Source organism: Pectobacterium hainanensis (assembly GCF_046237015.1).
GTDB lineage: Bacteria > Pseudomonadota > Gammaproteobacteria > Enterobacterales > Enterobacteriaceae > JBJYIN01.
This window is the reverse complement of record NZ_JBJYIN010000008.1, coordinates 52,719-74,549: the sequence shown is the minus strand read 5'-3', so window position 1 is coordinate 74,549 and position 21,831 is coordinate 52,719. Positions and strand designations below refer to the sequence as shown.

Sequence of the window (21,831 nt, the reverse complement as noted above, 5' to 3'; positions counted from 1 at the left end):
GGGGATTTGATTTCCTCATTCAGTTTGCTCTTGTAATTCATATTCTTTACGCGCGCTCTGCCATGCAAGAAAAGCAAGCCCCAACGCAATAAACGACAGAATGGCTCCGGCCCAATTAGGTGAAACCAGACCAAAACCAGCAGCAATAGTCGCTCCACCAGCCCAGGCACCCAGCGCATTTCCCAGATTAAACATGCCGATATTCACCGAGGCGGCCATAGTAGGTGCGCCAGCATCGCTGGCACGATCCATGACCAGTTTCTGAATAGGTGAAACCGTCGCAAAACCGAACGCTGCCATGAGGAATACCGATGCACTGGCAATGACTGGGTTTTCGACACCGGCCCAAAAAACCAAAAGAACAATGCCTTGTGCCGCTAGGGTGACGAAAAGCGTGCCAAAAAGCGAACGATCGGCGAAACGCCCCCCAATCCAGTTTCCTACGGCCAATCCCAAACCAAAAAGTACCATCAGCCACGCCACATTACTGGCAGAAAAACCGGCCTCCTCGATCATCATCGGTGCAATATAAGTGATGGAAGTAAAAAAAGCCGCCGGACCAAATATGGTAATCCCCATGACTAACAACACCTGAGGATCGACAAAGGCTCGTAATTCCGCCCGCAACGCAATCGCTTTCCCTTTTTCGATATGCGGGACAAGCAGAGCGACACATGCAATCGTAAGCAGACCGATACCTGCAATGACCCAGAAAACAAGCCGCCAGCTAACAGCCTGAGCAAGCCAGGTCCCTGCCGGAACACCGATCAGGTTTGCCAGCGTTAGCCCGGAAAACATAAAAGCAATTGCGCTTGCCTGACGCCCCGGAGCAACCAGTGAGGCGGCGATGATCGAACCGATCCCGAAAAAAGCGCCGTGATTGAAAGACGTAATGACACGGCCTGCGATCGCCAGAGCCAGCGTCGGTGCCGTTGCGGTAATGATGTTGCCTAGTGTGAAAATGAACGCCAGTGCTATCAACATGGTCTTACGAGGAACGTTGGCACCCAGAACCGTCAACAACGGGGCACCGACAAACACCCCAAGCGCGTAGGATGTAGCCATAAAACCGGCGGTCGGAATACTGATACCAAAATCAGCGGCAATTTGAGGGAGAATTCCTGCGATAACGAACTCAGTAAGACCTATCCCGAATGCGCCGACGGCGAGAGCTAAAAGTGCGATGGGCATTGCAACTCCAATATATACTTGCTGACTTAATAACATTAGGTAAAACTGAGTATATTCATATTTTCATTCTGAAAGTGAACTCAAATGGATGCTTTTGATAAAGAAAAAGATGGTATTAGGCAGTTAAAGCATAAACCAGTAGATCTCGATGCAATTGACCGAAAAATATTAGGTGCGCTTGCAGAAGATGCAGGACGCAGTTACACCGAATTGAGCAACATTGTGAATCTCTCAGCGCCAGCAGTTCACGATCGCGTAAAGCGGATGAAACGTGACGGGGTAATAAAAGGGACGGTTGCAGTGCTGGATGGCTGTAAGCTAGGCCGAACGCTATTAACATTTCTCGTGATCGACACCAGCAGCTATAAAGCGACACGTGCACTTCTTCAGTTCACGAGTCGACATGAAGTTGAGGAGTTGCATACGGTTGCGGGCGATGGGTGCGTTCTTATAAAAGTACGGGCTGCGGATACCGAGTCGTTGGAAAACTTCCTGATGGAAATTCAAAGTCTGGAAGGCGTACGTTCTGTACGCAGTTACATCGCACTTTCAACCTTTCTTGAACGTGGCCCTTCTCCTGACTGAAGCCGTGAGAGAAGCGCGGATAGATACGTGTAAATGATCCTTCCATGATGACACGTCGCTTTAATCGTAAACAAAAAATAAATTCATGATTAAAACAATAAAAACATTAAGTTATACTACAAACTCAATTTCTTTCGTGTGCAGTTTTTTGTTGCCTGTTATCTATCGAACTTGCTCGCGCAAAAAACTGAATAAACAAACGATTAAGTAGGTAGCAATGGCGATGAACGGAACGATCACAACCTGGTTTAAAGATAAAGGTTTTGGATTTATCAAAGATGAAAACGGTGATAACCGCTATTTTCATGTGATCAAAGTCGCCAACCCAGAGTTGCTCAAGAAAGAGGCGGCGGTCACCTTCGAGCCCACCACAAATAACAAGGGTTTGTCAGCTTACGCTGTGAAAGTGGTACCGGAAAGTAAATACATTTATATCGCTGGCGAGCGCCTCAAACTCACATCGATCAAGTCTTATTTGGTTTATAGCGAAGAGGTGCCTGCCGATACCCGTATTGATAAAGAAAACGCGGTGCTATCAGTGGGGATACTGATGAGTAGTATCAGACCGAAATCAACTGATAAACCAGGCGACATGCGCTCGCTAAGAAAACTGGCGATCACAACCTTTCAAGGAACGACGTTGATCTTCTCGGAAGATGAGATAGACGTGGATGCCACAGTGAAACTGCTCAAGGTTTGAAAGAACTCGGATAACGCCGCTAGATCCACGCCACTCGGCATTCAGGGACTGTAACGTGGCACAGTCCCAAAAATTACAGGTATAATCCCACCATTGCCCCCTAATTTAGATACGAAGATGACAAAACTCACCTTACAAGAACAGATGCTAAAAGCTGGATTAGTGACCAGCAAGAAAATGGCTAAAGTCCAACGGACAGCGAAGAAATCACGCGTTCAGGCGCGTGAGGCAAGAGAGGCGGTGGAAGAAAATAAAAAAGCACAACTTGAGCGTGATAAACAGCTAAGCGAACAACAAAAACAAGCCGTATTATCGAAAGAATATAAAGCACAGGTGAAACAGCTTATTGAAATGAACAAAATCAGCATTGCAAAAGGCGATATTGATTTTAACTTCACAGATAATAACGTTATTAAAAAGGTTATTGTGGATAAGGCAATCCAAAATCAACTCATTAGCGGTCGTCTCGCTATTGCGCGTTTAGTCACCGATAACAGTAGTGACAGTGGATATGCCATCATCCCCGCAAGCGTAGCTGATAAAATAGCGCAACGAGATGCAGACAGCATCGTATTACACAGCGCACTGAGCCAGGAAGAGCAAGACGAAGATGATCCGTATGCCGATTTTAAAGTGCCTGACGATTTGATGTGGTAATCGCTATTTTACCTGCCGCTATGCTATTGAGTGTCGCGTTTAAAAAGAAATAATGTCTTCTCAACCCTTCCGGTCTGGGAAGACATTAAATGTTACACCAAAACAACCCAGCGCTATTTTTTAGTTTATTTCATAGGCTTTACATCTGCGACCCAGGTTGGCAAATCCCAGGTGCCGCCGAGACGAAGGTAACGGCACATCCCTGTTGTTGCCTCTCGGCTTTTACGAAAGGTTTCACCATCCCATACCCAACTTTCAGTGCCCCAACAGTCTCCTAACCCACGTCCTTTTTGACTTGTAAAAATTTCCCCATCGTCATAAGAAGATCCTGAAATAGTAATAAGATGGGGTTTTCCCTTAAGTTGACGGTCAATCACCCAATATCCATAGCCTTCATTGTAAGCGGCCCGCCAGCAAAGCGCGGTGATGAGAGCAAGAGAATGATTGAGCGGGGTTAAAGTAATTGTCTCCGGCTCCTGGTTATCCAATGGCTGAATGCGATCGCACCAATCCTCCTCAGACAACGTTGCCAAAAGCAACGGTTTGATCGCGTCAGTTTCTGACGCCGTCAACGGTCTCTCCGTTGATTTTTCTGGCTTCACTCGTTGAATAATCGGCGCAGGGACAGCAGGCTTAACGCGACTTTCCGGTCCATTGCCCTTTTTAGTCAACGCGCCGGGTGTTCCCACTCGCCCTTGCACATCATCCATCTTCAACAGCACCGCATAGGCTCCCTCCCCGGAAATCACAAAAGGTTCAGGACCACCTTTGAACTCTGCTTTTCCACTGCCTTTCACGGCACGTATAAGAGCCTGGGCCTGTTTTTCCGACAGTTGCCAGTCACCTTCTTTCCCGCTCTTCACGTCCCCAGCAGGTTGGCCATCAATCCAGAGCGTTAGCTTAGGTACTGGCGTATTATCGTCAGATTCAATCTCGGCTAACATGACTTCACCCGCAACAGCCGTCCCCATACCTGCACGGCGCGTTAACAGAACGGAACCGCCTTTTCCTTCTTCAGGGCTGTACCCTGCCGCGCGACAGGTCAATGTGTTATCGCAAACGACCTCCCAATCTTTATAGCTGAAAGATTCACCCCTTTCTTCCGCCATCACCGGCGTGGTCAACACCGCCATTGACAGGAATCCCACGCGTATCTTGTTTTTCATTTCATCTATCCATAACGAGTAAATACCAATAGTGTGAACAACTTATGCACCGCTGAGAAGCTATTTCCTATTTACATCAGCATTTGCCCCATTATCCCGATAACCAACAAGCCGCGGATAATGAATCGAGCTCTCCCGAGATCGGCTTTAGTGGTGATAATTTTAATACGAATGAGATACACTCTGACTACGGAATCATGGAAAGCTGGCAACGTCTTGTACGAACAGTCATTTTTTAAACGCTTAGCCGCCTGGATAGCACTCTTTTCCATGGCGATGCTGTTTATTGCACCCGTGATATCAAAATCACAGATGCAACAGACGCTTTGCACTGACAAGATGTCATCCGTGTCCATAGACATGGCACATACGCACCATGATGTGGATCTCTCTGCCCATTGCACACACGGCAAAATGGCACACAACATACTCATGCCCACTACCGGTATGTCGCCAATGGAAGATATTGCATGTGGGTATTGCCAGCTATTGATCCACCTGCCATTTATCCTACTGGTTATTATCGCGCTGGCCTGGTTGCTAACCATAAGCGTTAAACGCAAACACATTGCCGACCACCACCGTCCACGAATTTGTCGCCCCTGGGCACCACAGATAGCCAGAGCGCCCCCTAAACATGTTTTTGCCACTCTGCATTAAAAACAACATTCAGAAAAATCACTGACGTCGTGGTCGATGGCGTTATTGCGCGATTGACCCTTTGCTCATCGGATACGGAATCCTCGCCGAAGCCGGACGTTGTGACGTCGTCAAAAAACAGTAAGGCATTAACATGAAAACCCCCTATTTTATCCACACGCCGGTTGCCTCATTCGTGATGATGATGCTTTTTTCACTCTCAACGCAGGCTGAAATGAATCATAACCACGAAACAATGGATGATGATTCAGTGATGATTGTGACAGCACCGAACCTCTCTCCACTAACGCTTGTCACCTCACCTAAAACTCCACGACAGCCCGTGCCAGCCAGCGACGGTTCCGATTATCTGAAAACGATCCCTGGCTTTTCCCAAATTCGCAATGGTGGAACCAATGGTGATCCCGTCTTTCGAGGTATGTTTGGATCACGCTTACGTATTTTGACTAATAATGGCGAAATGTTAGGTGCCTGCCCGGCGCGAATGGACGCACCGACGTCTTATATCTCACCAGAAAATTTTGACGTACTGTCATTCATTAAAGGACCACAAACGGTGCTGTGGGGACCCGGCAACTCAGCAGGTACCTTGCGTTTCGATCGTGAACAACCTCGTTTTGATGAAGCGGGAATACAAGGGAATGCCAGCCTCCTTGCCGCGTCCAACAACCGATGGGATGAAAATGCGGACATCAGCTTAGGCAATCAGGATGGCTATCTGCGACTGCTTGGTAATAAATCGCGCTCTGACGACTACAAAGACGGTAATGGAAAACGGGTTCCCTCAAAATGGGATAAGTGGAACGCTGACATTGCACTAGGCTGGACACCCGATAAGGATACGTTGCTGGAACTCACAGCAGGGAAAGGTGATGGTGAAGCCCGATACGCCGGAAGAAGTATGGATGGCTCGCAATTTAAGCGGGAAAGCCTGGGTATCAGGTTCGAAAAATCCAATATAAGTGACACGTTCGACAAATTCGAAGCCAATGCTTATTACAACTATGCCGACCATGTCATGGATAATTATTCCCTCCGCTCCCCAGGCAGTATGTCCAGCGGTGGTATGGGTGGAGGGATGCACGGAGGTATGGGGTCATCCATGAGCATGCCAATGGCGATGCAATTAGATCGCCGAACCATCGGCGGGAGAATGATGGGTACCTGGCTGTGGTCGGATTACGAATTACGTGGCGGCGTAGATACGCAGTTGAATACCCATCGTAGTAAAAACAATAGCGGTTGGCGCAAAGATGCTCGTTTCCAGGATTACGGCATATTCAGCGAATTAACATGGAATGCAAACGAAACAAGCAAAGTCATCGGCGGCACGCGTTTGGACCGTGTATCAGTAGATAATTTCACTCATGCGGGCGCTCAGAAACGAACAGATACACTGCCCGCAGGCTTTATCCGCTATGAGCATACGCTATCCGACATCCCCGTGATGTTGTATGCCGGTATAGGCTACACCGAGCGCTTTCCTGATTATTGGGAGCTTTTTTCACCGACTTACGGCCCCGATGGAACAACCGATGTTTTCGATAATGTCAAAACAGAAAAAACCACTCAACTTGATATCGGTGCACAATATAGCGGCAAGCGCATGGATAGCTGGATTTCAGCCTATGTCGGTCGAGTAAACGATTTTATTCTGTTTCGCTATGATCCGATGAACGCACGCAACAGCCAGGCGGATAACGTCAATGCAACGATCATGGGTGGAGAAATGGGAATGAGTTACAAGCTCACCGATGAATGGAAAACAGACGCTAGCCTTGCCTATTCATGGGCGAAAAACACCGACGACCATAAACCCTTACCCCAAATTCCACCGCTAGAAGCCCGACTGGGGCTGACGTGGGAAAAAGGTGACTGGAGCAGCGCAGGTTTATTACGGTTGGTCAGCAGTCAACATCGCTTCGCGGTGAACGAAGGTAACGTGGTCGGTAAAGATTTCGACAATAGCCCCGGTTTTGCGATTTTCTCCGCTAACATGGCTTACCGTATGAACAAATACGTTAAGTTCAGCACTGGCGTAGATAATCTGTTTAACAAAGATTACAGCGAACATCTCAACCTTGCGGGAAACAGCAGTTTTGGCTATTCCGCAAACACCGCCGTCAATGAACCAGGAAGAACCTATTGGGCAAAAGTGAACGTCACATTCTGATCATGCTGTACTAATATTTACCTGTTCCGAATCACACCTCACAACTCAGGTTATGAGGTGTGATTCTGGCGCGCATTCCACGGCATTTTCATCAACAATTTAGCCATACCACAGAAACCGCTCACCCCGGCAAACAAAAGCCCGATACCAACAATGCCAGACAGCATAAAGAAAACATGGCTAACACTGTATCCCAGTCCTACACCGCAGAGAATTAGCGCACCAGCAGCAATCTGGACTTGTCTCATGATGTCAATGGGCTGTTTGCGATTGATGACTGTTGGCAATCCCGCATTTTTCCACGCGTTAATGCCTCCTTCCATCAACATGGCCCGCGCTGGTGCCACTGCGTTGGCCAACAATGCTGCATTTTGCTGGGTACGCATACCTGAAAGACAATAGAAAATAACGATTGAAGCATCAGATGCTACCGGAAGCGATTGTTCAGGTAGTGAATTCAGAGGATGTGAGCAAGACGATACGATATGTTCACGGGCGAACGCTTGTGATTCCCGGATATCAACCATCGCTGCACCTTCATTCAGTAGCTTATGAGCATCTAAAGGAGAGACAGAAAGCGGGGCTGGCATGATCAATCACCTCTACTTGCCTATAATTTAGAAAAGACTAATTAAGTAAAATCTAAATTAAATATTACGGTAGAGCAAGTTATTTCAGATATAATTGACTACAATGCACTGGAGCATCAGGTATGTGACTGTTAATCTGTAAAGAAATGGTTGATTTCAGAAAACCAATGCGTGTCGCGGGTTAATCCATACGTAAAAAGGGAACAAGATAGCAATAAGATCATCGATTCCCCTGAACATTGCACACCGCTCAGCTTTATTTTTTAGTTACCCATTGCACAGGGGCGTTAACCGGAAGGTTCACGCATCTATCTGCTTTCTATGGAATTCAGCGGGAAAATGTTGAGAAACCACCGTGCTCGTCTAATGAGCAAATATCGAAACACTGATTGGTACAAAAAGCGATATTCAAATCGAGTGCTGTTCTGGCGCGAAATCTCACCACTCGCCTTTCCTATTTTTATAGAAGGACTGTGTGTTGTTTTGATGGGGCTGTTTAGTACCCTATTGGTGAGTTGGTTGGGTAAAGAAGCGATGGCTGCCGTGGGTTTGGCAGACAGTTTTAATATGGTTATTATCGCCTTTTTTACTGCGGTTGCCTTGGGTACCGCCGTTGTCGTCGCGTTTAGCCTCGGTCAGCGGAACAGAAAACAGGCTCGAGCGGCATCACGGCAATCTATCTCTCTGCTCGTTATTATCTCTCTCCTGCTGGTTGCACTGGTTGAATTCGCGGGTGAAGCCATTATTGAACTGATCGCTGGCGAAGCCGAAGCGTCTGTCAAAGTTCTGGCATTAACATTCCTTCGTTGGACGGTCTGGGGGTATCCCGCACTCGCCATCGCACTTGTGGGCTGCGGTGCCTTACGCGGTGCAGGTAATACCAAGCTCCCCATGGTCATTAATATTGGGATGAATATTCTCAATATCGTGATCAGTAGCATACTGATTTACGGTTTTTTCGCCTGGGATGGCCTTGGCTTTATCGGCGCGGGTATCGGGATTACGATCTCCCGCTATATTGGCGCACTACTGGTCATTCTGACGCTCATGCATGGCTTCAACGGCGCACTGAGAATCCCCTTCAAATCTTATTTTGCGCCGTTTACCGTCACGATTTTGTATGAAGTGCTAAGTATTGGCATTCCTGCCAGTATTGAATCCGTCATGTTTAATGTGGGTAAACTGATTACTCAACGGTTTGTCGCGGGTATGGGAACCGAGGTCATCGCTGGCAACTTCATCGCGTTTTCTATCGCAACACTCATCAACCTGCCGGGTAACTCTCTTGGTTCAGCAGCCACGATTATTGTCGGTACGCGCTTAGGTAAGGGGCAGATCATGCAAGCGACCCGACAGTTAAACTATATTTTTTGGCTATCCAATTTTGGACTATGCATCCTGGCGGTGATGTCCATTCCCGGCGCACGCTACATGGCCTCGTTTTATACCGATGAACCAGAAGTAATTGAAGTTGTCCAGCATCTGATTTGGCTAAACGCGCTGTTCATGCCGATTTGGGCGGCATCCTGGGTGCTTCCTGCAGGCTTAAAAGGCGCGAAAGATGCCAGCTATACGATGTGGATCGCCATGGCAGGCATGTGGGGATGTCGCGTCATTGCTGGTTATATTCTTGGCGTCATCCTTGGGTTCGGCGTCATTGGCGTTTGGATGGGCATGTTCCTTGACTGGATTGTTCGCGGCTTTTTTTACTACCAGCGTATGGTTAGCGGACGCTGGTTATGGCGTTATCGCCCGACAGAAGGTTAAAAGCTTTACTGCCCCCAGCGGCAGGGAAACTGGGCATAAAAAAATCCGTCCACAAGGACGGATTTTTTATCGACACATCTAACAACCAACGTTGAGGGAAAATCCACTCGATTGGAATTAGAAACGGTAACCGACGCCAACTGCCCAGGTACCGACATCAACACTGCGGATACGGCTTTGTTCATAACCAACATCCAGAGCAACGTCCTGGATTGGATTGAACTGCAAGCCAGCACCATAGGTGAAGCCATAATCGTCATTGCTCTGGTGGAAAGAGCCATCAGTTTCGTTACCCGTGTATTTACCGTGGCTGATACCTACCACACCATAAATACTCGCCCAATCATTCAGACGGTAAGCAGGACCCGCAGTAATACCCATGTATTGGCCCTTAGTATAAAAACCATCAGTTGTATTACTATCTTGCAGGTAAGTAAAAGAACCAATTACGCCCAATGGGTTATTATCTTGTTCGTAACGATATTTCAGGTTAAAGCCTTTTGCTTTATTTACAACACCCTGGGCATCACCCTGAGCATAACCAGCAGTAACAGTACTCTGACCAGCCATTGCTGAACCTGCACTAACGGCTAATACGCAAGCCAGTGCTGAAAGACACGCGATTTTTTTCATATATACAGCCTCAAATTCATCTTACGAAAAAATACCCAACGGCATAAATATAACAAAAAAATGACAGTCATGCCGTGTAGTAAATATTTTTCAATTATACCTTTGATGTAACAAATATTTTCAAAGCCATGCTACTACGCTAATTACATTGGTTTTTTTTAGAGGACAACAGGTTCAAAAATTAATTCTTTTTTTATCACCAAAACAGACAATTCTTAACTTTCCGTTCAGTTTATGCGCTAATTAATTCGCATAAAAAATACAGTCATTAAATATATCGTAAATAAAAGTCAATAAAAGTAAGCTTTATCCGGACAAATCCTTTACAATTGATTAGTCTGGCAGCAGCGTATCCCTTAGTTAACTCAATATTTATCCTGCAATTAAGGCCGTAAGAATGACCTTTTCTTCCCAACGTCTTTCAGCGTTACTTTCAATTTTTCTGATCGTGATATCCATGATCTCTATTCAAAGTGGTGCCGCGCTGGCTAAAAGCCTGTTTCCAATTGTCGGCGCGACAGGGATAACCGCGCTGCGCCTTGGCATCGGCACACTCATCCTTTGCCTCATTTTTAAGCCCTGGCGGATGCATTTTGGCAGTAACCGACTGTCGCTTATCGTTTACGGTATCACGCTGGGAGGAATGAATTTTCTCTTTTATCTCTCATTGAGAACGATTCCCCTCGGCATTGCCGTCGCCCTGGAATTTACCGGCCCCCTTGCGGTGGCGATGTTATCATCACGCCGGTTGATTGATTTCCTTTGGGTCATTCTGGCAGTCCTTGGGCTATGGTTCTTATTACCCTTTGGCCATAATATCGGCAATGTCGATATAACAGGTGCACTTTGTGCCATTGGTGCAGGCGTTTGCTGGGCGTTATATATTCTTTTTGGTCAAAAAGCGGGCTTGAATCATGGACCTGGAACGGTTGCCGTAGGTTCATTCATCGCCGCATTTATTTTTTGTCCTATTGGCATTATTTATTCAGAACCCGCACTGTTTTCTCTTTCTATATTACCACTGGGTATTGCTGTCGCGATTCTTTCCACTGCACTCCCCTATTCTCTGGAGATGATAGCATTAACCCGACTGCCAGCCAGAACCTTCAGCACCTTAATGAGTATGGAACCCGCCATCGCCGCCATTTCCGGCATTTTCTTTCTTAATGAACATTTAATGCTTACCCAGTGGATGGCGCTTTTATTTATTATAATTGCCTCTATCGGTGCCACAATGACAATAAAACCTGCTAAATCAGCAGAAATAAAATAGCTATTAATTTAATAGATGATTCTTTTCAATATCTCATTTTATCGCTGCTATAATAAACCTCATTAAACAGTTAGATGATGAAAATTAAATAAGAGGACTATATTATGCGTACCGCTAAACTGGTTGAATCCGCATCTTCCGAACTTATCTATACTCGCAACGATTTGGATGATGGCGTGAAGACCTCTACTATCAAGCTGTTAAACCACCTGGTAGTTGATTTTATTGATCTGTCCCTGATCACGAAACAGGCACACTGGAACATGCGTGGCGCAAACTTCATTGCCGTACATGAAATGATTGATGGGTTCCGTACTGTAATTACTGAACACCAGGACACAATGGCAGAACGTGTTGTCCAGCTCGGTGGCATCGCACTGGGGACCGTGCAAATTGTCAGCAAAGAGACGTCGCTGAAAAGTTACCCAACCAATATCCACAGCGTACAAGAGCATCTGAAAGCGCTAGCGGAACGTTATGCCGTCGTTGCGAACGATGTGCGTAAAGCGATCGCTAAGGCAGAGGATGAAGATACCGCCGATATTCTGACGGCGGCATCACGCGATCTGGATAAATTCCTGTGGTTTATCGAATCCAACATTGAATAATCGTTGAGATATCCACCGCTCTCGAGTCATCAGGTATCACAGGACCGCCTCGGCGGTCCTTCTCTTTTTATTGCTTTTCTATCCTGCTGCTATCAAGTTCCCGATTGCTCACGATATCGCCCATCTGCATTGTCATTCACTATTTTCTACGCTTTAGTGCTCAAAAAATTACCTTTCTCCCATAATAATTCAAGATAACAACAATCAACGGTTGTTTCCCCTGTATGAATGAGTTAGAAACTATTCCGGTAGACGTTATGGTTCAATCCGTTTGGACACAGACAGTGCGCAACAGCCGGAATGTACGTGCAGTACGTGGGGTTTTGAGTGCTGTCTGATGCAAATGGCAGATGAATAGCCCTGGTGGGATAGATTCTTAATCATAACGTTACCCTGAACGGATGATATTGGATAAAAAATACTTATCATCAGCATGGGTGATTACATAAAAATGACAGATCAAGTCAAACAACCTGTCAATAATTTAATGTTTTTAAAGGTTTTTTTATTTTCGTACGGCCATTACTTTCGTACTATGCTTGATCATGCCTGTAAAAACATTGCCCTTATGAAATAATGGGCATCTCCAACCAGTATAAATAGGAAGGATTTGATGAAATCATTACTTAAAGCCTCTTTGGCTGCATTAACGTTAGCGATGAGCGTTTCCAGCTATGCTGCAGAAAAAGAGTTGATTGTCGCAACCGACACCGCTTTCGTTCCATTCGAGTTCAAACAAGGCGATAAATACGTTGGTTTTGATATCGATCTTTGGGATGCCATCGCCAAACAACTCGACCTGAAGTACACCCTGAAACCCATGGACTTTGGCGGAATCATTCCCGCATTGCAAACCCGAAACGTTGACCTGGCACTGGCTGGGATCACGATTACTGACGAGCGTAAAAAAGCAATCGATTTCTCCGATGGCTATTATAACAGTGGCCTGTTGGTAATGGTTAAAGCCGACAACAATGAGATCAAGGGTGAGCAGGATTTAACTGGCAAAGTCGTTGCCGTGAAAAGCGGTACAGGCTCCGTTGACTATGCCAAAGCGAACATCAAGACCAAAGACTTGCGCCAGTTTCCAAATATTGACAACGCCTACATGGAGTTAGGAACTAATCGTGCTGATGCTGTCCTGCATGACACGCCCAATATTCTTTACTTCATCAAAACCGCGGGTAACGGTCAGTTCAAAGCGGTTGGTGATTCCATCAAAGCACAGCAATACGGCATCGCCTTTCCGAAAAACAGCGATCTGCGTGAAAAAGTTAATGGCGCACTTCAAACACTGCGTGACAACGGCACTTATGCTGAAATCTACAAGAAATGGTTTGGTGTAGAACCTAAGTAATTGCCGATTTAATCTGGAGATATTCCATGCAGTTTGATTGGAGTGCCATTTGGCCTTCTCTGCCCCTTTTGTTAGAAGGGGCAAAAATGACATTGTTGATCTCGGTACTAGGCCTGCTTGGTGGCTTGGTTATCGGCGTTCTCGCGGGCTTTGCCCGCGCTTACGGCGGGTGGTTTTCCAGCCGTATCGCGTTGGTATTTATTGAAATTATTCGAGGCACACCGATTGTTGTTCAGGTGATGTTCATTTACTTCGCGTTACCAATGATTTTGACCTCCGTAAGGATCGACCCTTTTGCCGCCGCCGTCGTGACGATCATGATTAACTCGGGTGCCTACATCGCGGAAATCACGCGTGGTTCAGTATTGTCTATCCATAACGGTTTTCGTGAAGCGGGTCTGGCGTTGGGGCTGTCACGCCGCGCGACGTTGCGGCACGTAATTGCGCCACTGGCGCTGCGCCGCATGCTGCCGCCGCTGGGTAATCAGTGGATCATCAGTATCAAAGACACGTCGTTATTTATCGTCATTGGCGTGGCGGAACTTACACGTTCCGGCCAGGAAATCATCGCAGGTAATTTCCGTGCACTGGAAATATGGAGTGCGGTGGCCGTGATTTATTTGTTTATCACGCTGGTTCTCAGTTTCATCCTACGTCGTCTGGAAAGAAGACTTAAGATTATATGATTGAATTTAAAAATGTTTCTAAACACTTTGGTCAGACGAAAGTTTTACATGATATCGATCTGAAAATTAACCAGGGTGAAGTTGTCGTGATCATCGGGCCTTCTGGCTCCGGTAAATCTACGCTATTACGCTGTATCAATAAGCTTGAAGAGATCACCAGCGGTGAGTTGATTGTTGATGGCTTGAAAGTTAACGATCCGCGAGTGGATGAACGGTTGATCCGCCAGGAAGCCGGTATGGTGTTCCAACAGTTCTACCTTTTCCCTCATCTAACGGCACTGGAAAACGTGGCTTTTGGTCCGATTCGCGTACGTAAAACGGGTAAAGCCGAAGCGGAAAAACTCGCTAAAGAGCTCCTGGCAAAAGTCGGTTTATCCGAACGGGCCAATCACTACCCTTCCGAACTGTCTGGCGGGCAACAACAGCGCGTGGCCATTGCTCGGGCACTGGCGGTTAAACCAAAGTTGATGCTGTTTGATGAGCCGACCTCCGCACTTGACCCTGAGTTACGCCACGAAGTGCTGACGGTCATGAAGGATCTCGCGGAAGAAGGGATGACAATGGTTATCGTGACTCACGAAGTCGGCTTTGCCCATAAGGTGGCTTCACGGCTCATCTTTATTGATAAAGGGCGAATTGCTGAAGATGGTGATCCAGAAACACTTATCACCAATCCACCAAGCGATCGCTTACGTGAGTTTTTACAGCACGTTTCCTGAGTTTTCACTCATACGTTAAAGGGTGCGAAAGCACCCTTTAGTTTTCATCTTAGCGTGAATATTCTCGCTCAATAAACTCGGCAAAATCCTGACACATCTCATCGTCACCGTTTTCATTATCAGCCAGCACACGATCGCCATCAACAATACGAATATGCGCCGCCAAATCAAAATCAGCAGCAGGCTGAGGACGTAATCGCGCCTGAGCCATCGTGTGTTCCGCCTGCTGCCAGGCTTCATCAACCGTCAGGTTGCAAGCCTGCGCCAGATAAGCCGGATTGAAGCCTTCGCCAGTCAGACTTCTCAGCGTATCATCATGGCTAACACTATTACCGGGTAACCAGTAATGTTTTGCCAAATCGGGACCGATGGCCGCATTATCGGTTAAGTAACCATCCCGTTGCAGAAAATAGTGTCGGGTTTGTTCCACAGCCATCAGGGCCAATAAATAACCCTGATAGGAACAGGCTGATTCCATTGACAGTAAATGCGGGATCGCCAACGTCGGACGAGGGCTTCCGTTGATCCCCAAAATTCGCTGTTCTACCTCACGAGCGAGTTGCGTCATCGCCTCTGGCGTGCGCTGTTCATCATCCCACGAGTAAAGCTCCCATTCGAAATAAGGCACCAGCAGGATGTGACGTTCATTAAAGGCACGCATCGGCTGACGCGTGCTGATATCTGCATGAATCAGCTCATCAGGGATCGCCTCACCCTGCACGTTTTTGGCATAACGTTTAAGCCAGTCAGCATCGTGCAATAAACTGTCACAAAACATGGACTGCGTTTCCGCATAGGCCATCGACGTTGGCGGGAACTCCTGTGAAAAACACGGTGCATTCTGGCGAATATTGGCGAAATGCGCAGCGTGACCACCTTCGTGAAACAGCGTGTTGATACCGCTGGCACCGCTTCCTACCTGATCCGGTTTCGCCAGACTAGTGAAATTAATGCGAGCAGGAACCCATTTTCCCTGCTGAACACATGCAGGGACGGGTGCATGCATAAATCCATTTTCATATTTCCCCTTACGCACCAACAAATCGAGCTGTAACTCTGCCCCATTAAAACCGATACGCAGGCGTTTAAAACTATTGATCCAACGAGCCAGAGAAGCTGAAAATGGGAAGTAAGGATCAAGCTGCCGAGTCACATCCCCCGTACTGGCATAGCGAATATTCCACGGTTGCAGCGCATCCTGACCTTTCTCCTCAGCCAGTTCACGCAGGCGACGAACATTGGCCTCACGGGTTTGCTCCTCAAACGGATCCAGGATCGCGAAAAGCTGTTCCGGCGACATCTGCTCGGTTTTATTGATCTTGTAGTCAAAATAATTGCGATATCCCATCTGGCGGGCAAAGCGGTTACGCAGGCCGATCAACTCAGGGAAACCGTTATGCAATAGCCACTGTTCTAAATCACGTAGCGCCTGCTGAGAACTTTGCCGATAGCCTTCCGTATCATTCGTTGCCTGATTGGTCAGAAGCTCGCCCAACGATGCTGACACGCGTTGCCCTTGCGCATTCAGGTGTGTCATTTCATACGCTTTTCGCTTCTCGTACAGTGCGCTTTCCGCCGTAATGATCTCATCCATCAGCGCCTGAGCCTGCATGTCTTCAATCACATTACAGTCAAAAAAGCGATACCACCCTTGCAAGCCGTGCAGTAATGCCTGTTGGCGATCGTCTGTCGGACAAGACGCTAACGCCGCAATGTGGTGACGTAATTCAACTAAACGCTGCGGTTGAGAGATAAAGCGTTTGTAGGCACTTTCCGCTGCCGAAAATTGCGCCGAGACATCTTCATTCCCCGTTCCCATATAAAACTGCCAGAACAGGTCTTCTTTCGCCTGATGAACAGCAAGGTAATCACGATTCAACGCATCAAAATAATCTAAGCTCTGTTGCATGGTAGTCCTTCTCTGAGAGGAAAATAGTCACGATAACAGTCAGATACCGCACTCATCGACTTATCCCAGCCGTTTCCTGATTGTCGCGACGGCCTGTTCCATTGTCGGCGCTTGTTCGGCCGCCACCAGACAACAAGCCAACTGTAAACGGATAGCCTGTGGCAGGGCGATTTCTCCCGCCAGACATTGCGCCGTCCAACGCGCCGTCGTTGCCGCGTCCCTCGCAATAGGCAAACTATCCGGCGGGACGGCAATATCCTGTCGCAGTTGCAGAACGCTCGTTTTCTGCTGACGAATAAAATGGATTTCCGGACAGCGCTGTGGGTTGGCATACACCTCCCCTTCCGTTCCGTGCATCAACAGCGCTCGCCCCTGAATCGCATGAAAAAATGTCCCAACACGATCAACATATTCAGGATGCGATACGCTGGCGACCCGCAATGCGGCATTTTCGGCAAAAGGTGTCGCGACCTTCGCTAACGTATGACTGCTGTTACGCACGCCCATGCGCCACCGAAGTTGCAATTGCCGATCAATTTCAGGACACAGCACGGAAACAGGGATAAATACCGGATAACCCTCATCAATCTGCTGCTGGGCTTGTTCAGCATTTTGTGCACTCGCGACCCCGAGAACACTCAGTATTTCAGCGGTAGTCACCCGAGTAGGATCGTCACTCACGCCGTGGATCACAACCGGAAACCCTAGTTTTGTGAGCAACAAGGCCAATAACGGTGTCAGATTAGCCTGCTTTCTCGCTCCGTTATAACTGGGAATGACCACGGGCATCGGCCGTCCTGCGGGAGACTGAAGTTGCAATACCCGCTCATTCATCGCCTGATAAAAGCCCAGCATTTCAGATTCAGACTCGCCTTTAATGCGCAAAGCTATCAGTATTCCACCCAGTTCAAGCGCTGATACGTCGCCATTCAGCATACGGCGATACAACTCATAAGCGGTGACCTGATCCAGGTCACGGGCATGATTTCTGCCGCGACCGATCTCTTTAATGATATTGGTGTAATCCATTCCGGCCTCTCATTAACGACACATCGTTATCTATAACGGTGAAAATAGCATTAACAGGACAACACGCAACCGGTCAAGGCATCGCGCGCTCTTCAATGGGAAATACCGGCAACGCAGCAAGCAACTGGGCACCGTAGCCTTTACTCAACAACCGGCGGTCGTAGATAACAATTTCACCGAAACACGTATGGCTACGGATCAAACGTCCCACCTGCTGGATCAAACTAAACGATGCACTCGGAAGACTTTGCACCACAAACGGATGACGTTTTAGGCTCTTAAGCCACTCGCCTTCCGTCAGGATAACCGGGCTATCAATAGGCGGAAAAGCAATCTTATGAATGTGGACCTGAGACAGCAACTCGCCTTTAAGATCCAACCCTTCAGCGAAGGATTGCAGGCCAATCAGCACGCTGGTTTGCCCCGACTCGACGCGCTGGCGGTGCAACTCAACCAGCCGATAGCGTGGCTTATCCCCTTGAACCAATAGCATTAAACGTAAATCAGCCACCTGCGTCAGAAAAAGTTGCATGGCGCGCTGGCTGGCAAATAACATCAGCATACCGCGGTGCACCTCCTTTTTCAGCTCAGCCCGAAAAAACATGGCCATTTCCGCAATATGCTGCGCTTCATTTTCCATCAACGGTTCATAGCGCATTTGAGGAATGACCAGGCGTCCCTGTTCACGGTGATTGAAGGGCGAATCCAGCACAACAAACTGGTCTCCTTCCTTTTCATCCAGGCCGGACAATTCCTGTATACGGACAAAGCTATTTAACGAACGCAGCGTCGCCGACGTCACAACAACGTGGGGCACTTTGCTCCACAACAGTTTTTCCAACTGATCGCACACGCGAATACCCGCACAGTGCAAAGACAAATGTACCTGTTTGTCACGGATATCTCGGGTTAGCCATTTGGATACCGGCGCATTGGACGATTTCTCCATCGCGGCCAACCGCCACAGTTTACTCAACGACTCCAGATAACCGAGTGCCCGACTCATTTTTAACAAAGAATGATGTAATCGTACTACATCGTGCTTCGCCGTTTTCTCACTGAGATCGTTAAGCATATATTCCGTCAGCGCACGTAATGTCTCGGTCAACTTGAACAGTCGCACACACACTTCACGCATCTCTTCCGGTATTTGCCCCATCGGGAAACGGTATTCAGCCTCACTGTTATCCCCCGGCAAAAAAAGCCCGCTGATTTGCGCAAAGAGTTGGAGCTGCTCATGTAACTCCTCGCAATGCGAAGTCAATCTTTCACTGTGAGCCAGACGTGGCGGCGATTTCGGCGCAAACTGCGACATACACAGCCCAATCAACTGCACCAACTGCTCCAACTGAGACATCACATAGGCAGGCGTGACCTCGCCAGACATCTCCAACATATCGCGAGCGACGTCAGGAATATGATGACCTTCATCCAACACCAATAAGAGATCTTTGGGATTGGGCAGGATAGATTCACTTTCCATGGACGCCATCACCAGCGCATGGTTGGTAACGACCACATCCGCCTGCTCAACCTCTCGTCGTGCAACGTAAAAAGGACATTCCCGGAAATAGTGGCAATTATGTGCAAGACAGTTCGCCTTGTCGGTACTCAGCTTACGCCACAGGCTATCGTCAATGGATTCCTGATAGTGGTCACGCAGTCCATCCCAGGCGTAGCTGCGTAATGCTTTCTCGATACGAGAGCAAAGTCCTTGCTCTTCGCGACTGGAGGGCACCAGTTCATCTCCCAGAAATAGTGTCAGATCGCCTTGCGCATCCACATCCGTCGACAACATGGCCAAATTCCGCGGGCAAACATAGCGCCCGCGACCAAACGCGGCAGTAAATTTCAATTCAGGAATAAATGCCTGCAACAACGGCAAATCTTTACTAAAAATTTGATCCTGTAGCGCCACATTAGCAGTGCTGATCACCAGCGTTCTAGCTTCTGCACGGCCAACCGCGATACCAGGAATCAAATAGGACAGCGTTTTCCCTACCCCCGTTGGCGCTTCAATCACCAGATGACGTGGGTAATCGCCCGCCAGCGTTTTTGCCACCTCGGCAATCATCTGTCGTTGAGGGAGACGAGGAATAAAATCCGGGATCTGCTGTTGCAGGGCCTTATACCATTGACCAATCTGCAATTTTATTGCGGGGGACAGCGCCATGCATTCTCTGTATTTATTAAATCCGGCGTTCATTGTCCCACAGACAGGGAAACACGTCAGCCGATATCACTACCCTATTCCACGACCCTATTCCATGATCAGAATATCCCCACCTCGACAATTTGCGTTGCAGCGATTAGGGTAAATGCGTTCATCATCCTGAAATTGAGAATCATGTCATCCGTATACCACGTCAATCAAACCTACTGGTTTTCACCCTTGCTGCCATATGTTGAAAGCCGCTCAACCTGGCATAGCACGCTGGAGTACAAAACACACACGCATGCACAACTTTCCATCGGTGCGATTGAACAGGGTGAAACAAACTGCTGCTACCGCGGGCAATCACATCGACTACAGGCTGGCGATCTCATCCTTATCGATCCCGATCAACCGCACAGTTGTAATCCTGTGCCAGGAAAAACGCGCAGTTATCATATGCTCTATTTAGATACGGACTGGTGTTTACAGCACATATCGGCACTTTATGGTCAAACCGCCACTGCGCTGCACTCACATTGCGTAGTACTACGCGATCCCACACTTTTTTCCCGCTATCAACAGGTGATGCTTCAGTTTCGCCAAGGAAAAATAACCGCGATAGAACAGGCGCTACATGACCTCGTGATACCCATTTTTCAGCAATACTGCCGACCGCTGGATATTGCCCTGCCCATGCCAGTCCCCCTCTCATCAACACAAAAGACCACGCGCCACCTATGCCAACGTTTGCTGAACGATTTGCAAACCGCCCCCTCTCTCGAGACATTAGCCAAAGAGTTAAATCTGCGTCGGGAAACCATCGTACGGCAGTTTCGTCGCGAAACCGGCGTGACCCCCATGGCATTTCTGAATAATGCACGGGTGGAACATGCCAAAATGCTGCTGCGTCAGGGTGCTGCGCTGGCTGATACCGGGTATCAAAGCGGGTTTTGCGATCAAAGTCATTTTCACAAAATCTTTGTTCAATATACCGCCGCAACCCCCGGTCAATACCGTCATCCGCGATCAATATTTGACAATAAATAGCGCGCCTCCTTGCCTAGACTGACCCCGATTTATTTTCGAGGTAACAGGCATGATGTTTATTAGCACCTTATTTCCCACCCATTTTCCTGCACTGGCACTAGCACATTTCGTTGCGCTACTCAGCCCAGGACCTGATTTCTTCTTATTAACCGCTTATGCCATCCGTTATCACCTACGCGGCAGCATCGGTATTTGTCTGGGGATCGCCCTCGGCAATGGCGTTTATATCCTACTGGCAACGATTGGCTGGGCAGGTATTCAGCACTCGCCACGGCTGTTTAGTCTGATTGAACTGTGCGGAGCGGGTTATCTGTTATGGATTGGCTATCAGTTATTGAAAAGTCGTTCACCTCATCCATTACGGTCAATACAACAGGTCGAAGCCTGTCCGACAAAATACCAGCAAGTCCTGTTAGGATTGGGATCTTCCCTACTCAATCCCAAAAACATGCTCTTTTATTTCAGTCTGATGACTACGATTTTGGGTCAGAACGTGACAACACAACAACAGATTGTCAGCGGTAGCTGGATGTTTTTTGCCGTATTAGGTTGGGATTTACTGATTGCTGCATTGATAACACGTTCGTGGATACAACTGCGTCTACAACGCTATCTGAACATGATTGAACGCGGAGCTGGTGTCATTTTACTCCTCTTCGGCCTGGTACTGCTCTTCCATCGCTAAGCCAATTTCGCGATCAAATCACACCCGGCTTGTTTCACTCACGGAAGACACTATAATCCGTAGCAGTTAACAAAAGGATAACCTAATGACGTTAAGCAAGCTGGGGATAATCGGGCTGTTCGCCCTGTGTGCTATCGGTGGGGTGGGTGGCGTAATGCTGGTTGGTTACATTATCATTGTTCACGGCGGCTAAAGCTAAAGGCGTTGGTTCACTTATTACACTCATCGCCGCCCTTTCAAC

21 protein-coding genes are annotated in these 21,831 nt (G+C 47.8%); 14 read left to right on the top strand and 7 right to left on the bottom strand.

The annotated features are described in order from the left end of the window. Nucleotides 1-15: 15 nt before the first annotated feature. Nucleotides 16-1,191, bottom strand: coding sequence for an MFS transporter (locus tag ACKPVM_RS10050; protein WP_409308911.1), 1,176 nt, complete (start codon nucleotides 1,189-1,191; stop codon nucleotides 16-18). An 84-nt stretch (nucleotides 1,192-1,275) separates the two neighbouring features. On the opposite strand from ACKPVM_RS10050, the gene ACKPVM_RS10045 reads away from it, so the two are divergent. From ACKPVM_RS10045 to ACKPVM_RS10035, 3 genes are all read left to right on the top strand, one after another. Beyond that, nucleotides 1,276-1,776, top strand: a complete 501-nt coding sequence (locus tag ACKPVM_RS10045; protein WP_409308910.1) for an Lrp/AsnC family transcriptional regulator — start codon at nucleotides 1,276-1,278, stop codon at nucleotides 1,774-1,776. A 217-nt stretch (nucleotides 1,777-1,993) separates the two neighbouring features. Continuing rightward, complete coding sequence (locus tag ACKPVM_RS10040; protein ID WP_409308909.1) at nucleotides 1,994-2,476, top strand: cold-shock protein; 483 nt, start codon at nucleotides 1,994-1,996, stop codon at nucleotides 2,474-2,476. Between the two features lie 117 nt (nucleotides 2,477-2,593). Next, nucleotides 2,594-3,133 (top strand): DUF2058 domain-containing protein, encoded by a 540-nt coding sequence (locus ACKPVM_RS10035; RefSeq protein ID WP_409308908.1) that lies wholly within the window; start codon nucleotides 2,594-2,596, stop codon nucleotides 3,131-3,133. 125 nt (nucleotides 3,134-3,258) lie between these two features. Here the strand turns inward: ACKPVM_RS10035 and ACKPVM_RS10030 are convergent, their stop codons facing one another. After that, nucleotides 3,259-4,299, bottom strand: a complete 1,041-nt coding sequence (locus tag ACKPVM_RS10030; protein WP_409308907.1) for a DUF1176 domain-containing protein — start codon at nucleotides 4,297-4,299, stop codon at nucleotides 3,259-3,261. 171 nt (nucleotides 4,300-4,470) lie between these two features. On the opposite strand from ACKPVM_RS10030, the gene ACKPVM_RS10025 reads away from it, so the two are divergent. Both ACKPVM_RS10025 and ACKPVM_RS10020 read left to right on the top strand, forming a co-directional pair. After that, the gene (locus ACKPVM_RS10025) at nucleotides 4,471-4,959 is read left to right on the top strand and encodes a DUF2946 domain-containing protein (protein ID WP_409308906.1); all 489 of its coding nucleotides are present in this window, start codon (nucleotides 4,471-4,473) and stop codon (nucleotides 4,957-4,959) included. A 133-nt stretch (nucleotides 4,960-5,092) separates the two neighbouring features. Beyond that, complete coding sequence (locus tag ACKPVM_RS10020; RefSeq protein ID WP_409308905.1) at nucleotides 5,093-7,132, top strand: TonB-dependent copper receptor; 2,040 nt, start codon at nucleotides 5,093-5,095, stop codon at nucleotides 7,130-7,132. Nucleotides 7,133-7,182: 50 nt separating this feature from the next. Here ACKPVM_RS10020 and ACKPVM_RS10015 read toward each other — a convergent pair whose 3' ends face one another. Further along, nucleotides 7,183-7,722, bottom strand: coding sequence for a rhodanese family protein (locus ACKPVM_RS10015; protein ID WP_409308904.1), 540 nt, complete (start codon nucleotides 7,720-7,722; stop codon nucleotides 7,183-7,185). A gap of 366 nt (nucleotides 7,723-8,088) precedes the next feature. On the opposite strand from ACKPVM_RS10015, the gene ACKPVM_RS10010 reads away from it, so the two are divergent. Next, complete coding sequence (locus ACKPVM_RS10010; RefSeq protein ID WP_409308903.1) at nucleotides 8,089-9,489, top strand: EmmdR/YeeO family multidrug/toxin efflux MATE transporter; 1,401 nt, start codon at nucleotides 8,089-8,091, stop codon at nucleotides 9,487-9,489. A gap of 117 nt (nucleotides 9,490-9,606) precedes the next feature. Here ACKPVM_RS10010 and ompX read toward each other — a convergent pair whose 3' ends face one another. After that, on the bottom strand, nucleotides 9,607-10,122 hold the full coding sequence (gene ompX, locus ACKPVM_RS10005; RefSeq protein WP_409308902.1) for an outer membrane protein OmpX: 516 nt from the start codon (nucleotides 10,120-10,122) through the stop codon (nucleotides 9,607-9,609). Between the two features lie 397 nt (nucleotides 10,123-10,519). Between ompX and rhtA the strand changes: the two genes are divergently transcribed. The 5 genes from rhtA to glnQ all read left to right on the top strand — a co-directional run bounded on the left by rhtA (nucleotide 10,520) and on the right by glnQ (nucleotide 14,765). Further along, complete coding sequence (rhtA, locus tag ACKPVM_RS10000; protein WP_409308901.1) at nucleotides 10,520-11,395, top strand: threonine/homoserine exporter RhtA; 876 nt, start codon at nucleotides 10,520-10,522, stop codon at nucleotides 11,393-11,395. Nucleotides 11,396-11,499: 104 nt separating this feature from the next. Next, nucleotides 11,500-12,003, top strand: a complete 504-nt coding sequence (dps, locus tag ACKPVM_RS09995) for a DNA starvation/stationary phase protection protein Dps (RefSeq protein WP_409308900.1) — start codon at nucleotides 11,500-11,502, stop codon at nucleotides 12,001-12,003. A gap of 613 nt (nucleotides 12,004-12,616) precedes the next feature. Further along, complete coding sequence (gene glnH, locus ACKPVM_RS09990; RefSeq protein ID WP_409308899.1) at nucleotides 12,617-13,360, top strand: glutamine ABC transporter substrate-binding protein GlnH; 744 nt, start codon at nucleotides 12,617-12,619, stop codon at nucleotides 13,358-13,360. A gap of 26 nt (nucleotides 13,361-13,386) precedes the next feature. Continuing rightward, on the top strand, nucleotides 13,387-14,046 hold the full coding sequence (glnP, locus tag ACKPVM_RS09985) for a glutamine ABC transporter permease GlnP (RefSeq protein WP_409308898.1): 660 nt from the start codon (nucleotides 13,387-13,389) through the stop codon (nucleotides 14,044-14,046). Next, nucleotides 14,043-14,765, top strand: a complete 723-nt coding sequence (gene glnQ / locus ACKPVM_RS09980) for a glutamine ABC transporter ATP-binding protein GlnQ (protein WP_409308897.1) — start codon at nucleotides 14,043-14,045, stop codon at nucleotides 14,763-14,765. The genes glnP and glnQ overlap by 4 nt, the downstream gene beginning before the upstream one ends. Nucleotides 14,766-14,814: 49 nt before the next feature. On the opposite strand, the gene ACKPVM_RS09975 is transcribed toward glnQ, so the two are convergent. The 3 genes from ACKPVM_RS09975 to dinG all read right to left on the bottom strand — a co-directional run bounded on the left by ACKPVM_RS09975 (nucleotide 14,815) and on the right by dinG (nucleotide 19,876). Then, nucleotides 14,815-16,674 carry a M3 family metallopeptidase gene (locus ACKPVM_RS09975; RefSeq protein ID WP_409308896.1) on the bottom strand — a complete coding sequence of 620 codons (1,860 nt, stop codon included), beginning with the start codon at nucleotides 16,672-16,674 and terminating at the stop codon, nucleotides 14,815-14,817. 60 nt (nucleotides 16,675-16,734) lie between these two features. Then, entirely contained in the window at nucleotides 16,735-17,703 is a 969-nt protein-coding gene (gene ybiB / locus ACKPVM_RS09970; protein WP_409308895.1) for a DNA-binding protein YbiB, read from the bottom strand. A gap of 73 nt (nucleotides 17,704-17,776) precedes the next feature. Then, on the bottom strand, nucleotides 17,777-19,876 hold the full coding sequence (dinG, locus tag ACKPVM_RS09965) for an ATP-dependent DNA helicase DinG (RefSeq protein WP_409308894.1): 2,100 nt from the start codon (nucleotides 19,874-19,876) through the stop codon (nucleotides 17,777-17,779). Between the two features lie 174 nt (nucleotides 19,877-20,050). Between dinG and ACKPVM_RS09960 the strand changes: the two genes are divergently transcribed. The 3 genes from ACKPVM_RS09960 (at nucleotide 20,051) to ACKPVM_RS09950 (ending at nucleotide 21,783) form a co-directional block, all read left to right on the top strand. Further along, nucleotides 20,051-20,905: an AraC family transcriptional regulator gene (locus ACKPVM_RS09960; RefSeq protein WP_409308893.1), complete on the top strand. Its 855-nt coding sequence runs from the start codon at nucleotides 20,051-20,053 to the stop codon at nucleotides 20,903-20,905. A gap of 49 nt (nucleotides 20,906-20,954) precedes the next feature. Continuing rightward, a complete protein-coding gene (locus ACKPVM_RS09955; RefSeq protein ID WP_409308892.1) occupies nucleotides 20,955-21,590 on the top strand; it encodes a LysE family translocator in 636 nt (211 codons plus the stop codon). Nucleotides 21,591-21,675: 85 nt separating this feature from the next. Further along, nucleotides 21,676-21,783 carry a YohO family small membrane protein gene (locus ACKPVM_RS09950; protein ID WP_409308891.1) on the top strand — a complete coding sequence of 36 codons (108 nt, stop codon included), beginning with the start codon at nucleotides 21,676-21,678 and terminating at the stop codon, nucleotides 21,781-21,783. Nucleotides 21,784-21,831 lie beyond the last annotated feature (48 nt).

Bases quoted from the DNA above. Each gene is read 5' to 3' on its own strand.
- ybiB (WP_409308895.1), bottom strand. From the start codon at position 17,703: ATGGATTACACCAATATCATTAAAGAGATCGGTCGCGGCAGAAATCAT.
- ACKPVM_RS10015 (WP_409308904.1), bottom strand. From the start codon at position 7,722: ATGCCAGCCCCGCTTTCTGTCTCTCCTTTAGATGCTCATAAGCTACTG.
- ACKPVM_RS10040 (WP_409308909.1), top strand. From the start codon at position 1,994: ATGGCGATGAACGGAACGATCACAACCTGGTTTAAAGATAAAGGTTTT.
- glnH (WP_409308899.1), top strand. From the start codon at position 12,617: ATGAAATCATTACTTAAAGCCTCTTTGGCTGCATTAACGTTAGCGATG.
- ACKPVM_RS10045 (WP_409308910.1), top strand. From the start codon at position 1,276: ATGGATGCTTTTGATAAAGAAAAAGATGGTATTAGGCAGTTAAAGCAT.
- ACKPVM_RS09975 (WP_409308896.1), bottom strand. From the start codon at position 16,674: ATGCAACAGAGCTTAGATTATTTTGATGCGTTGAATCGTGATTACCTT.
- ACKPVM_RS09960 (WP_409308893.1), top strand. From the start codon at position 20,051: ATGTCATCCGTATACCACGTCAATCAAACCTACTGGTTTTCACCCTTG.
- ACKPVM_RS10050 (WP_409308911.1), bottom strand. From the start codon at position 1,191: ATGCCCATCGCACTTTTAGCTCTCGCCGTCGGCGCATTCGGGATAGGT.
- ACKPVM_RS10020 (WP_409308905.1), top strand. From the start codon at position 5,093: ATGAAAACCCCCTATTTTATCCACACGCCGGTTGCCTCATTCGTGATG.
- ACKPVM_RS09950 (WP_409308891.1), top strand. From the start codon at position 21,676: ATGACGTTAAGCAAGCTGGGGATAATCGGGCTGTTCGCCCTGTGTGCT.
- ompX (WP_409308902.1), bottom strand. From the start codon at position 10,122: ATGAAAAAAATCGCGTGTCTTTCAGCACTGGCTTGCGTATTAGCCGTT.
- ACKPVM_RS10030 (WP_409308907.1), bottom strand. From the start codon at position 4,299: ATGAAAAACAAGATACGCGTGGGATTCCTGTCAATGGCGGTGTTGACC.
- glnP (WP_409308898.1), top strand. From the start codon at position 13,387: ATGCAGTTTGATTGGAGTGCCATTTGGCCTTCTCTGCCCCTTTTGTTA.
- rhtA (WP_409308901.1), top strand. From the start codon at position 10,520: ATGACCTTTTCTTCCCAACGTCTTTCAGCGTTACTTTCAATTTTTCTG.
- ACKPVM_RS10035 (WP_409308908.1), top strand. From the start codon at position 2,594: ATGACAAAACTCACCTTACAAGAACAGATGCTAAAAGCTGGATTAGTG.
- ACKPVM_RS09955 (WP_409308892.1), top strand. From the start codon at position 20,955: ATGATGTTTATTAGCACCTTATTTCCCACCCATTTTCCTGCACTGGCA.
- dps (WP_409308900.1), top strand. From the start codon at position 11,500: ATGCGTACCGCTAAACTGGTTGAATCCGCATCTTCCGAACTTATCTAT.
- dinG (WP_409308894.1), bottom strand. From the start codon at position 19,876: ATGGCGCTGTCCCCCGCAATAAAATTGCAGATTGGTCAATGGTATAAG.
- ACKPVM_RS10010 (WP_409308903.1), top strand. From the start codon at position 8,089: ATGAGCAAATATCGAAACACTGATTGGTACAAAAAGCGATATTCAAAT.
- ACKPVM_RS10025 (WP_409308906.1), top strand. From the start codon at position 4,471: ATGAGATACACTCTGACTACGGAATCATGGAAAGCTGGCAACGTCTTG.
- glnQ (WP_409308897.1), top strand. From the start codon at position 14,043: ATGATTGAATTTAAAAATGTTTCTAAACACTTTGGTCAGACGAAAGTT.